We start from the raw sequence: 11,627 nt of genomic DNA on the forward strand, positions 1-11,627 counted from the left end.
CCAATCAGCCTCTTTTGCTTCATCAACAGTCAACCACGGTGAGACATTGTGAACGTTACTCACGTTCGAAGGAGCCTGGATGAAGCTCTTCTCGGTGGCACTCCTCGCGGCCGCGCTCACGCTCTCCGGAGCGACCGCCGCCAACGCCGACAGTCCCAAGCTTTCCCACGTCACCACGGTCGGCGTGCACAACACCTACGACCCGGCGGCCTACGGCTACCTCGCCCAGGCGCTCGACGCCGGTTCGTCGCTGATCGAGCTCGACGTCTGGCCGGACTTCTTCACCCACGAGTGGAAGGTCAGCCACTCGAACCCGTTGGGGAACAACAACAACTGCGTCGCGGCGACCTCGGCGGCGCAGCTGTACAGCGGCGGCAAGAACAAGAACCTCGAGTACTGCCTCGACGACATCCGGATCTGGCTGGCCGCCCACCCCGGGCACACGCCGATCACGCTCAAGATCGAGATGAAGACCGGCTTCTCGGACAACACCGGCCTGGGCCCGGACGAGCTGGACGCCACGTTCCGCGCGCACCTCGGCAGCGTCGCGTTCCGCCCGGCCGAGCTGCTCGGGAGCTACGCCACGCTCGACGACGCGGCCACGGCGGACAACTGGCCGTCCGTGGACGCGCTGCGGGGGCGGGTGATCACCGAGATCATCCCGGGCACGGTCGAGGAGGGGAACCCGACCGACACGCTGCACACCGACGTCGAATACGCGCGGTACCTGGTCGGCCTGAAGAACGCGGGCAAGCTCGGCGACGCGAACATCTTCCCGACCGTGCACGGCGCGGCCGGCGGTGACCCGCGGGACAAGTACACCGCCGACCTCAAGCCGTGGTTCGTGGTGTTCGACGGCGACGCGAACGCGTGGGTGACCCAGACCGGGCCGTGGTGGTACGACGCCAACCACTACTACGTCGTGATGACCGACGGCCAGAACGTCGCTCCGGCCATCGACGCCCACAACCCCACGGTCGACCAGGCCAACCAGCGCGTCGCCGACCTGGCGAAGCAGCACGCGTCGGTGGTCACGTCGGACTGGACCGGGTTGACGACGGTGCTGCCCCAGGTGCTCGCGCGGGGTTAGACGGTCAGCACGAGCTTGCCGGAGACCCGGCCCGATTCACCCAGCTCGTGCGCCTCGGCGACGTCCTCCAGCGGGAAGGTCCGTTCGACGCGGACCTTGAGCCGGCCGGCCTCGATCAGCTCGACGAGGCCGGTCAGGCCGCCGCGGTCCGGTTCGACGAGAATCCGCCTGGTCCGGACGTTCCTTTCGGCGGCCTTCTGCGCCACCCGGTCCGCGACGCCGCTGGGCACGCCGATCAGCAGGCCGCCCTCCTTGACGGCGGGCAGCCAGCGCAGGTCGCTCTCCTCGCCGACGAGTCCGAAGTAGACGTCCACATCGGACGTCGTGGCTCCGGCGTCGTGGTAGTCGATCGGCTCGTCGACGCCGAGCTCACGCAGGAAGTCGTGCTTCTTCGCGCTGGCCGTGCCGATGACGTGCGCACCGCGCGCCTTGGCGATCTGCACGGCGAGGTGCCCGACCCCGCCCGCGGCGGCGTCGACGAACACGCGCTGTCCCTTGTGGACACCGGCCACGTCGACCAGGCCCTGCCAGGCGGTGAGCCCGGCGAGCGGGAGCGCGGCGGCCTCGGCGAACGACAGCCCGGCGGGCTTGCGCACGAAGTGGCGCGAGGGCGCGGTGACGTACTCGGCGTAGGCGTTGGCCGGCCGCGGGAACCACGGCATGCCGAGCACTTCGTCGCCTTCCTCGAGGCCGGTCGCGCCGAAGCCGGCCTGTTCGACGACACCGGCGACGTCCCAGCCGACGGTGAACGGCGGCTCACCGAGGAACCCACCGCCCTGCCGCACCTTCCAGTCGACCGGGTTGATCCCGGCGGCCCGCACCCGCACCAGGACCTCCGTCGGCCCGGGTTCGGGGCGCGGTGCCTCGGTGATGCGGAGCACCTCCGGCCCGCCGAGGGTCTCCTGGGTCACGATGCGCATCGGTCTTCTCCTTGTCGTTCGGGGTCGCCTCCATCCTCGGGGTGCCGGTCACTTTTCGCCAGAAGGCACTTGTCTGTATTGTAGGTACCTGATGGATACCACCTGTGACCAGGGCGGACCCTGGGACGTGTACCTCCGCAGCTGCCCGTGCCGGGATGTGCTGGACCTGCTGGCCAACAAGTGGACGGCGTTGGTCCTGGGCGCACTGGCCCGCGGCCCGCACCGCTTCGGCGAGTTGCGCCGGGCGGTGGACGGAATCAGCCAGAAGATGCTGACGCAGAACCTGCGCCAGCTGGAGCGCGACGGCTTCGTGACGCGCACGGTCTACCCGACGACACCGCCGACGGTGGAGTACGCGCTGACGGAGATGGGCGCGGAGGTGGGGGCGCACCTGATCGCGTTGAGCAACTGGTCGCAGGCGAACTTCGGCCGCATCCGCTCGGCGCGCGAGGAGTACGACGGCCGGGAGCTGCAGCCGGTCCGCTGATGGCTTGCCGGGTTTGGCCCGGCGTTCACCTCGTGGCCGTTCAGGCTCCCTAACCTCCGGATAACTCATCCGAGCGCCGCCAAAACGCCCAAGGTGCTGGCGATCGGGCTCGACGGCACGCGGTTCGACAAGCTCATGGCGGCCGATACGCCGAACGTGCACGCGCTGGCGCAGCGCGGGTATTCGTCGCGGAGTTCGCTGTACGGCAGCGGTATGGCGCCGACGTCAGCGGGCCCGGCTGAGTTCTCCTTCACCAGGTGCTTGTCCGGCCAGAACCCTCGCTGGACACCTACGCCGCGGTGGACTGGAAGCCGATCGGGGACAGGATCCTGCGCACCGGGCAGGACCGCACGTACGTCCCCGACGGTGACACCGCCGGCTACGAGAACACCGACCCGCAGCTCGCCGCGGACGCGGAGAAACACCTGAAGCAGGACAAGGCCGATGCGTCGTTCGTCTACTTCGGACAGACCGACGAGGCCGGGCACGCGCACGGCGCCGAATCCCCGGAGTACGCGGCGACACTCCGCACCGACGACGCGCTGATCGGCCGCCTGCTCTCGGCGATCGACGCGCGTGCCTCGTACGCGGCGGAAGACTGGCTGATCGTGCTGACGACCGACCACGGGCACACCGGCCCGGGCGGTCACGGCGGCGACAGCCCCGAAGAGCGGATGACGTTCGTGATCGCCGCGGGTGGTGCGGTTCCGGCGGGAACGCCCGCGGTGGAACCGAAGATCGTCGACATCGCGCCGACGGTGTGGCGTCACCTGGGGCTGTCGTCCTCTTCGGACGGTTATGCGCTGGGTGCGGTTCCGGCCGATGCGTTCGATTCGGCGACGGTGAAGTCCCGGGTGGACGAAACCGGCGTTCCGGCCTCGGTGCTGGGCTGGACGCACGACGCGCCCGCGGGCTGGACCGTCCGGAACGCCGCGGGCATGCCGGCGGGGGTCACCGAGTGGCAGGGCTGGGCGTTCACCACGGACGACTTCTGGACGCGCACGGCGCCGGGCCAGGAGCGGGAGGCGAACGTGCGCTCGCGCGGTGTGTTCGCGGTGGCCGACCCCGACGAGTGGGACGACAAGGGCTCGCCGTCTTCGCGGGGGACGTTCGACTCCTCGCTGATTTCGCCCGCGCTCGCGGTGTCCGGGAAGTCCGCTGTGGACATCGGGTTCGTCTCGCACTACCGCCAGGACGGCACCCAGCGCGGCGCGCTGACGGTCTCGTTCGACGGTGGCGCCGAGCGCCCGGTGCTGTCCTACGGCCCGGAGAGCTCGACGGCGAACAAGGGCGGTGACGTGCTGGCCCAGCCGACGTCGGCGTCGGTGGCGATCCCGGCCGGCGCGACCTCGGCCCGGTTCACCTGGCGCCTGTACGCGGCGGGCAACAACTGGTACTGGGCGGTCGACGCCCCGCACTTCACGACCCGCTGACGTCTCGTGAGTGGTAAGGCGAGTTCTAACTCGCCTTACCACTCACGACGAGCCGAGCACCCAGAAGGGCGAGACCGGGCCCACTCCCGCGCCCAGCGAGTAGGCCTCCGCCACGCAGCGTTCGATGAACTTCTTCCCCGCCGTCACGGCGTCCGGCACCGAAGCGCCCTTGGCCAGCGATGCCGTGATCGCCGAGGCCAGCGTGTCCCCGCCGCCGTGGGTGTTCTCCGTGATGTACCGGGGTCCGCTGAGCTCGATGTACTCGCGGCCGTCCGACAACAGGTCCACGCAGTCGACCGTGCCCTGCATGTGGCCGCCCTTCACCAGGACCCACCGCGAACCGAACTCCAGCAGAGCCTCGGCCGCGACTCGCTGTGATCCCGCGTCCACCACGGAAACGCCCGTCAGCAGCCGGACCTCGTCCAGGTTCGGCGTGATCAGCGTCGCCCGCGGGAACAGCTCCGTGCGGATCGCTTCCAGCGCGTCCTCGCGAAGGAGCGCGTGCCCGGTCATCGACGCCGCCACCGGGTCGACCACGAACGGGAACGGCCCGACCTCGTCCAGGGTCTTCGCCACCGATCGGATGATCTCCGCCGTGGCCAGCATGCCCGTCTTCGCCGCGTTCACGCCCATGTCCGACGCCACCGCCTTGATCTGCGCGGTGACGACGTCGGCCGGGATCTCCGTGAAACCCTGCACGCCCAGCGAGTTCTGCACGGTGACCGCCGTCAACGCGACCAGCCCGTGGACGCCGTGGGCGAAGAACGTCCGCAGGTCCGCCTGGATGCCCGCACCACCGCCGGAGTCCGATCCGGCGATGGTGAGGGCGGTGGGCGGTGTCACGGCTGGACCAACGGCAGGTAGACCTGGCCGCCGGACTCGGTGAACTCCGCCGACTTCGACGCCATGCCGGCCTCGATCGCCTCCACAGTGGACAGACCGTGCTCCTCCGCGTACTTGCGGACGTCCTGCGTGATCCGCATCGAGCAGAACTTCGGCCCGCACATCGAGCAGAAGTGCGCGGTCTTGGCCGGCTCGGCGGGCAGCGTCTCGTCGTGGAACGAGCGCGCGGTGTCCGGGTCCAGCGACAGGTTGAACTGGTCGTTCCAGCGGAACTCGAACCGCGCCTTCGACAGCTCGTCGTCCCACTCCTGCGCGTACTGGTGCCCCTTGGCCAGGTCCGCCGCGTGCGCGGCGATCTTGTACGTGATCACGCCGGTCTTGACGTCGTCGCGGTTGGGCAGGCCGAGGTGCTCCTTCGGCGTGACGTAACACAGCATCGCCGTGCCGTACCAGCCGATCTGGGCCGCGCCGATGGCCGACGTGATGTGGTCGTACGCCGGCGCGATGTCCGTCGCGAGTGGACCGAGGGTGTAGAACGGCGCTTCGCCGCAGAGCTTTTCCTCCAGCTCCACGTTCTCCTTGATCTTGTGCATCGGCACGTGGCCGGGGCCCTCGATCATCACCTGGACGTCGTGCGAGCGCGCGATGTGCGTCAGCTCGCCCAGAGTCTCCAGCTCGGCGAACTGGGCACGGTCGTTGGCGTCCGCAATGGACCCCGGACGCAGGCCGTCGCCGAGGGAGAACGTGACGTCGTACTGCCGGAGGATCTCGCAGAGCTCCTCGAAATGCGTGTACAGAAAGGACTCCTGGTGGTGCGCCAGGCACCAGGCGGCCATGATCGACCCGCCGCGGCTGACGATCCCGGTGACCCGGCGCGCGGTCAGCGGGATGTACCGCAGCAGCACGCCGGCGTGCACGGTGACGTAGTCGACACCCTGTTCGCACTGCTCGACGATCGTGTCGCGGTAGATCTCCCACGACAGCTTTTCCGGTTCGCCGTCGACCTTTTCCAGCGCCTGGTAGATCGGCACGGTGCCGACCGGCACCGGCGAGTTGCGGATGATCCACTCGCGCGTCTCGTGGATCCGCTTGCCGGTGGAGAGGTCCATGATCGTGTCGGCGCCCCAGCGGGTCGCCCACACCATCTTGTCGACCTCTTCCTCGACCGACGACCAGACGGCCGAGTTGCCCATGTTGGCGTTGATCTTCACCAGGAAGTTCTTGCCGATGATCATCGGCTCGGACTCGGGGTGGCGGCGGTTGACCGGGATCACCGCGCGCCCGCGGGCCACCTCGTCGCGCACGAACTCCGGCGAAACCCGTTCGCGCGCCGCGATGTACTCCATTTCGCGGGTGATGACGCCCTGTTTGGCCCAGCCGAGCTGCGTGTTGTGCTCCCGCCCGTCGGCCCAGCCGGCCCGCAGCCGGTGCAGTCCACTGTGGACGTCGATGGCCACGTCGGGATCCGTGTACGGGCCCGAAGTGTCGTAGACGTCGAAGTGTTCACCGTTCGAGAGGTCGATCCGCCGGGCGGGGACGCGGAGCCCGGATTCCGTCTGGTTGTACGCCTTGTGCGAGCCCGTGATCGGCCCGGTCGTGACGTTCAGCGCAGCATTGCTTTCCAAAGCCGTCAACGACTTTCACTCCCTACGCCGGCATTACCCGGTCAGGTTCATGCGGTCGGTGACGCCTGCGAAACGCAAGTCACCCTCTCAGCCCGCCATGGCGCGAGCTCCCGCGTTGGTGTTGTGCCACCGACCATGCCACGCCGGAGCGCGATACTCAAGTCACCCGACCAACTCGGCCGGAGTGGCGTAGACGTCGACCATGGCCCCGTTGCGCAGCACGGTGATCGGCAGTGCGGTGCCGATCACCTCCGCGAACAGCTGCCGCTGGATGCCTTGGGCGTCCGAGACGCGGGTGCGCCCGACGGTCAGCACGAGATCGCCGGCCCGCAGCCCGGCCCGGTCCGCGGGACCGCCGGACACGACTTCGTGCACCCGCAGCCCGGCGCGCTGCCCGGTGCGCTCGGCGACGTCGTCCGGCAGCGGCGCGGGCACGCCGACGACGCCGAGGTACGCGCGCCGCACCCGGCCTTCGACGACGAGCGTGTCGATGATCCGCCGCGTGGTCGCGTTGATCGGCACGGCGAGCCCGAGCCCGACCCCGGCGACCGCGGTGTTGACGCCGACGACCCGGCCGGCGGAGTCGGCGAGCGCCCCGCCGGAGTTGCCCGGGTTGAGGGCGGCGTCGGTCTGGATGACGTCCTCGATGACCCGCCCGGCGCGGCCGTGGCGCACCGGCAGCGCCCGGCCGAGCGCGCTGACGACCCCGGCGGTGACGGTGCCGGAGAACCCGAGCGGGCTGCCGATGGCCACGACGAGCTGCCCGACGACGAGCCCGTCGGCATCGCCGAGCGTGGCGGACGACGGAGTTTCACCGCGCGCCCGCAGCACGGCGAGGTCGGACAGCGGATCGGCGCCGACGACGTCGAAGGGCACCTCGCTCCCGTCGGCGAAGGTGGCGACGCCGCGCCGGTGCTCGGCGACGACGTGGGCGTTGGTGAGCAGGTGGCCGTCGTCGGCGAAGACGACCGCCGAGCCGCTGCCGCGCGCGAGCTGCACCCCGGCGACGTGCGGGGCGACGGTCGCGGCGACCGTGCTGACCACCCGCGAGTAGGCGTCCATGGCCTCGTCCATGCGTACCTCGATTACAGCGTTGCAGGTACTACAATTCTGCGCCCGTAAATCGGTCGGGGGCGTTCGCTGTCCGTGAACCGGTTCACCGGACCAGTGACGGTCAGTGGTTCACCGGATCGGACCATGCGCCGGTGAAGGATCGGCGGCAGACTCCCAAGTCGCTTCTGTAACGGTGCAGAAGCGATCTTCTGTGGGGTTGATATGCGCAAACTCATGTTCGGCGCCCTCGCCGGGCTGCTGGTCACCGGCCTGATCCCGGCGACCGCGGTGGCCCAGGGCGAGGCGCCCGGCGCCCCGGGCGCCCATCCCAGCTGGCTGCCCGCTAACAAGACCGGCTTCGGGACCGCCCACGACCGGTCCAGCAACGTCTGGTTCACCCTCCAGGGCGGGCAGATGTCCGAGGTCTACTACCCGGACCTGTCGACGCCCAGCGTCCGCTCGATGAACTTCGTCGTCACCGACGGCCGCAGCTTCGCCGTCACCGACTACTCGGCGAAGTCGCAGCAGGTCCGGCGCACCGACGACGACAGCCTGGTCTACGAACAGACCGTCACCGACGACCAGCACCGCTGGCGCCTCCGCAAGACCTACGTCACCGACCCGGCCGCCACGACCGTGCTGGTGGACGTCGACTTCCAGTCCCTGACCGGGCGGCCCTACCAGCTCTACGCGGTCGCCGACCCGGACCTGACCAACGACGGCTCCGACGACTCGGCCGCCCGCCAGGGCGACGCCGTCACCGCGCAGGACGCCACGAACGCGGCCGCGCTCACCGCGAAGCCCGCGTTCACGAAGACGAGCGTCGGCTACGCGGGTGCGTCCGACGGGAACACGCAGCTCTCCAAGACCTTCCGGCTCAACCAGTACGACACCGCGACCAAGGGCAACGTCGTGCTGACCGGGCAGACGAGCGCCGACGGCGTCCGGAACCGGCACGTCACCCTCGCCCTCGGCATGGGCGCGAAGGCCGCCGACGCGCTCGGCAGCGCGCAGGCGTCGCAGCGACGCGGCGTCCGCGACATCACGCGCGCGTACGACCGCGGGTGGGAGCAGTACCTGCGAGGGGTCAGCAAGCCGCCGTCGTCCCTGAAGACCGACGCCGAGCGCGACCTCTACAAGGCGTCGATGCTGACGCTCGCCGCCAGCGAGGACAAGCACCACCCGGGCGCCTTCATCGCGTCGCCGAGCATGCCGTGGCGGTTCGGGAACAACGACCCCGAATGGTCGCCGTCGGGCACCTACCACCTCGTCTGGCCGCGTGACCTCTACCAGATCGCCACCGGCCTGGCCGCCGGCGGCGACACGGCCGCGGCGAACCGGGCCGTGTCCTTCATGTTCGGCACGCAGCAGCAGGCCGACGGGCACATGCCGCAGAACAGCCGCGTCGACGGCGTCCCGTACTGGACGTCGATCCAGCTCGACGAGACCGCGTTCCCGATCGTGCTGGCCCAGCAGCTCGGCCGGACCGACCTGTGGCCCGGCGTCCGCAAGGCCGCCGACTTCATCCTCGGCTATCGCGGTCCCAACGGGCAGGCGTCGCCGTACACCCAGCAGGAACGCTGGGAGGAGCAGGACGGCTGGTCCCCGTCGACGATCGCCTCGGTGATCGCCGGGCTCGTCTGTGCGGCCGACCTCGCGTCGCACAACGGCGCTTCGGCGGACGCGGCTCGCTACCTCGCCGCGGCGGACAAGATGAAGGCCGACCTGCCGAAGCAGACGATCACCACCAACGGGCCGCTGTCGAAGGACCCGTACTTCGTCCGGCTGACCAAGGACGCCAACGCGAACAACGCGACGACGTACAACCTCGGCAACTCGAGCGTGACGATGGACCAGCGCGCGGTCACCGACGCGGGCTTCCTCGACCTGGTCCGGCTCGGCATCTACCGCGCGGACGACCCGGTGATCCGCAACAGCGTCCGCGTCACCGACAAGGACATCGCGTTCACCACGCCGACCGGGCAGTTCTGGCACCGCTACACGAAGGACGGCTACGGCGAGCAGGCCGACGGTTCGCCGTGGGACTACACGTTCCCGGCGGAGAGCCGCACGACGTTCGGCCGGCTGTGGCCGCTGCTCGCCGGCGAGCGCGGCGAGTACGAGCTGACGCTCGGCGACCCGTCGTCGGCCGCGCGGCGGCTGCGTGACCTCGGCCGGGTGAGCAGCTCGGGGGAGACCATGCCGGAGCAGGTGTGGGACGAAAACCCGCCGTCGGGGCAGACCGGCTTCCCGGCCGGCACGCCGAACACGTCGGCGACCCCGCTGGCCTGGACGCACGCCCAGTACGTCCGGCTCGCGCAGGACGTCAAGGCGGGCTCGGTGCTGGAGACGCCGAAGGTGGTCCGCTGCCACTTCCTCGGCTGCTGAGGTCTGCCGCGGCTTGTCGTGAGTGGTAAGGCGGGTTAGAACCCGCCTTACCACTCACGACCGTGGGCGGTCAGATGACGGCGCCGTCGTCCTCGGGGGTGCGGGGCGGCAGCCACGAGTTGCCCGGGACGCCCCATTTGTTGTGCTTCAGCATCTTCTTCGCCGCACGCGCGTGCCGGCCGACCAGACGGTCCAGGTAGATGTACCCGTCCAGGTGGTCGGTCTCGTGCTGCAGGCAGCGCGCGAAGTAGCCGGTGCCCTCGACCTCGATCGGGTTGCCGTCGAGGTCGGCGCCGGTCACCTTCGCCCACTTCGCGCGGCCCGTCGGGTACGACTCGCCGGGCGCCGACAGGCAGCCCTCCCAGTCGTCGTCCGGGTCCGGCATGGTCTCCGGGATCTCCGACGTCTCCAGCTTCGGGTTGACGACGACGCCCTTGTGGCGCACGCCCTCGTCGTCCGGGCAGTCGTAGACGAACACCCGCAGGTCGAGGCCGATCTGGTTGGCCGCGAGGCCGACGCCCTCGGCGGCGTACATCGTCTCGAACATGTCGTCCACGAGCGTGCGCAGCTTCTCGTCGAACTCGGTGATCTCCCGAGTCGGCTGGTGCAGCACGGGTTCGCCGGCGATCACGATGGGGTGGATGGTCACGGCGAGCCAGTTTAGTCGGACCCCTCTGGTAGACCTGCATCAGACCGTGACGCGCCGACGTCGATGCCCACGTCGGTGCGTGCTTCCGTGGTTGAATGGCGCCCGCGGAAGAGCTAGGTCTGAATCGCCAGGACGCCCGATTGAGAGGGACTCGGATGGACGCCGCGGAGTCGATGGCTGAGCCGCAGCCGTCGCCGCCGAAGCCCGTGCCCGGCCTGACCGAACGCGAGGTCGAGATCCTCGCCTTCGAGCGTCAGTGGTGGCGGCACGCCGGGGCGAAGGAGAACGCCATCCGCGAACGCTTCGACCTGTCCGCCACGCGCTACTACCAGCTGCTCAACAAGCTGCTGGAGAAGCCGGAGGCGATCGAAGCGGACCCGATGCTGGTGAAGCGGCTGCGCAAGACGCGTGCCGCCCGCCAGCGCAAGCGAGGCGCCCGGCGACTGGGGATCGAACTGAAATGAGTGTGTTTTCGGGCATGTCCCGGCCGATGAAGGCCGCGGGCGTCGCGCTGGTCGGCGTGGCGATCATCGCCGCCGTCATCGGCGGGATCACCGCGCTGGGCGGGGGCAACGGGTCGAACGAAGCCGGGCCGAGCGGAACCCCGACGCAGCCGGGCTCGTCCTCGGCGCCGCCGTCGGCCTCCTCTTCGGCGACCCCGCCGTCGACCTCGACCACGGCCGGCTCTTCGTCGTCCACGCCGCCGTCGCCGACCTCGCCCGCGCCCGGCGGCCCGGGCTCGACCGCCCCCGGCCAGCCCGGCCAGCCGGGTGGTGACCAGCAGGCGTCCAACAAGTGGGTGACCGTCCGGGTGTTCAACAACTCGACGATCAAGGGCCTGGCCGACCGCGCGGCGGAGGACTTCCGCGGCGGCGGCTGGAACGTCAACGAGGTCAGCAACTACTCCCAGGGCATCATCCCGACGACGACGGCGTTCTTCCGCCCGGGCACCGACGAGGAGGCCGCGGCCAAGCAGCTCGCGCAGGAGTTCGGCATCAAGGCCGAGCCCCGCTTCGAAGGCATCCAGAGCGCGAGCCCCGGCGTGATAGTGATCGTGACGAAGGAATACCAGAGCGGCCACAAGGGCAGCTGACAGGCTTTTCGCGTGATTGGGCGGGCATCACGCTGATGCCCGCCCA

12 protein-coding genes and 1 riboswitch are annotated in these 11,627 nt (G+C 69.9%); of the genes, 6 read left to right on the forward strand and 6 right to left on the reverse strand.

What is annotated here, in order from left to right; all coding sequences use genetic code 11:
- Nucleotides 1-79 precede the first annotated feature (79 nt).
- Nucleotides 80-1,090, forward strand: coding sequence for a phosphatidylinositol-specific phospholipase C domain-containing protein (locus ABZW17_RS38485; protein WP_354825335.1), 1,011 nt, complete (start codon nucleotides 80-82; stop codon nucleotides 1,088-1,090).
- Here ABZW17_RS38485 and ABZW17_RS38490 read toward each other — a convergent pair.
- Nucleotides 1,087-2,010: an NADP-dependent oxidoreductase gene (locus tag ABZW17_RS38490; protein ID WP_354825338.1), complete on the reverse strand. Its 924-nt coding sequence runs from the start codon at nucleotides 2,008-2,010 to the stop codon at nucleotides 1,087-1,089. The genes ABZW17_RS38485 and ABZW17_RS38490 overlap by 4 nt on opposite strands.
- A gap of 91 nt (nucleotides 2,011-2,101) precedes the next feature.
- On the opposite strand from ABZW17_RS38490, the gene ABZW17_RS38495 reads away from it, so the two are divergent.
- Entirely contained in the window at nucleotides 2,102-2,497 is a 396-nt protein-coding gene (locus ABZW17_RS38495) for a helix-turn-helix domain-containing protein (RefSeq protein ID WP_354825341.1), read from the forward strand.
- Nucleotides 2,498-2,562: 65 nt separating this feature from the next.
- Here ABZW17_RS38495 and ABZW17_RS38500 read toward each other — a convergent pair whose 3' ends face one another.
- Complete coding sequence (locus tag ABZW17_RS38500) at nucleotides 2,563-2,751, reverse strand: hypothetical protein (RefSeq protein ID WP_354825345.1); 189 nt, start codon at nucleotides 2,749-2,751, stop codon at nucleotides 2,563-2,565.
- Between the two features lie 3 nt (nucleotides 2,752-2,754).
- On the opposite strand from ABZW17_RS38500, the gene ABZW17_RS38505 reads away from it, so the two are divergent.
- Nucleotides 2,755-3,930 (forward strand): alkaline phosphatase family protein, encoded by a 1,176-nt coding sequence (locus ABZW17_RS38505; protein ID WP_354825348.1) that lies wholly within the window; start codon nucleotides 2,755-2,757, stop codon nucleotides 3,928-3,930.
- Between the two features lie 42 nt (nucleotides 3,931-3,972).
- On the opposite strand, the gene thiD is transcribed toward ABZW17_RS38505, so the two are convergent.
- The 3 genes from thiD to ABZW17_RS38520 form a co-directional block, all read right to left on the reverse strand.
- Entirely contained in the window at nucleotides 3,973-4,773 is an 801-nt protein-coding gene (gene thiD, locus ABZW17_RS38510) for a bifunctional hydroxymethylpyrimidine kinase/phosphomethylpyrimidine kinase (protein ID WP_354825351.1), read from the reverse strand.
- The gene (gene thiC / locus ABZW17_RS38515) at nucleotides 4,770-6,407 is read right to left on the reverse strand and encodes a phosphomethylpyrimidine synthase ThiC (protein ID WP_354825354.1); all 1,638 of its coding nucleotides are present in this window, start codon (nucleotides 6,405-6,407) and stop codon (nucleotides 4,770-4,772) included. Before thiC ends, thiD begins: the two co-directional genes overlap by 4 nt.
- A riboswitch (TPP riboswitch) is annotated at nucleotides 6,401-6,522 on the reverse strand. It overlaps the preceding gene by 7 nt.
- A gap of 38 nt (nucleotides 6,523-6,560) precedes the next feature.
- Entirely contained in the window at nucleotides 6,561-7,472 is a 912-nt protein-coding gene (locus tag ABZW17_RS38520; protein ID WP_354825357.1) for a trypsin-like peptidase domain-containing protein, read from the reverse strand.
- Nucleotides 7,473-7,673: 201 nt separating this feature from the next.
- On the opposite strand from ABZW17_RS38520, the gene ABZW17_RS38525 reads away from it, so the two are divergent.
- Nucleotides 7,674-9,839 carry a glycoside hydrolase family 15 protein gene (locus tag ABZW17_RS38525; RefSeq protein WP_354825360.1) on the forward strand — a complete coding sequence of 722 codons (2,166 nt, stop codon included), beginning with the start codon at nucleotides 7,674-7,676 and terminating at the stop codon, nucleotides 9,837-9,839.
- A gap of 70 nt (nucleotides 9,840-9,909) precedes the next feature.
- Here the strand turns inward: ABZW17_RS38525 and ABZW17_RS38530 are convergent, their stop codons facing one another.
- The gene (locus ABZW17_RS38530; RefSeq protein WP_003101703.1) at nucleotides 9,910-10,488 is read right to left on the reverse strand and encodes a peptide deformylase; all 579 of its coding nucleotides are present in this window, start codon (nucleotides 10,486-10,488) and stop codon (nucleotides 9,910-9,912) included.
- 155 nt (nucleotides 10,489-10,643) lie between these two features.
- Here ABZW17_RS38530 and ABZW17_RS38535 point away from each other — a divergent pair, with 155 nt between their 5' ends.
- A complete protein-coding gene (locus ABZW17_RS38535) occupies nucleotides 10,644-10,952 on the forward strand; it encodes a DUF3263 domain-containing protein (RefSeq protein ID WP_003101701.1) in 309 nt (102 codons plus the stop codon).
- Nucleotides 10,949-11,581 carry a LytR C-terminal domain-containing protein gene (locus tag ABZW17_RS38540; RefSeq protein WP_354825363.1) on the forward strand — a complete coding sequence of 211 codons (633 nt, stop codon included), beginning with the start codon at nucleotides 10,949-10,951 and terminating at the stop codon, nucleotides 11,579-11,581. Before ABZW17_RS38535 ends, ABZW17_RS38540 begins: the two co-directional genes overlap by 4 nt.
- Nucleotides 11,582-11,627 lie beyond the last annotated feature (46 nt).

This window comes from Amycolatopsis sp. NPDC004625 (assembly GCF_040609695.1).
Classification (GTDB): Bacteria; Actinomycetota; Actinomycetes; order Mycobacteriales; family Pseudonocardiaceae; genus Amycolatopsis.

Bases quoted from the DNA above. Each gene is read 5' to 3' on its own strand.
- ABZW17_RS38535 (WP_003101701.1), top strand. From the start codon at position 10,644: ATGGACGCCGCGGAGTCGATGGCTGAGCCGCAGCCGTCGCCGCCGAAG.
- ABZW17_RS38490 (WP_354825338.1), bottom strand. From the start codon at position 2,010: ATGCGCATCGTGACCCAGGAGACCCTCGGCGGGCCGGAGGTGCTCCGC.
- ABZW17_RS38485 (WP_354825335.1), top strand. From the start codon at position 80: ATGAAGCTCTTCTCGGTGGCACTCCTCGCGGCCGCGCTCACGCTCTCC.
- ABZW17_RS38520 (WP_354825357.1), bottom strand. From the start codon at position 7,472: ATGGACGAGGCCATGGACGCCTACTCGCGGGTGGTCAGCACGGTCGCC.
- ABZW17_RS38525 (WP_354825360.1), top strand. From the start codon at position 7,674: ATGCGCAAACTCATGTTCGGCGCCCTCGCCGGGCTGCTGGTCACCGGC.
- ABZW17_RS38540 (WP_354825363.1), top strand. From the start codon at position 10,949: ATGAGTGTGTTTTCGGGCATGTCCCGGCCGATGAAGGCCGCGGGCGTC.
- ABZW17_RS38495 (WP_354825341.1), top strand. From the start codon at position 2,102: ATGGATACCACCTGTGACCAGGGCGGACCCTGGGACGTGTACCTCCGC.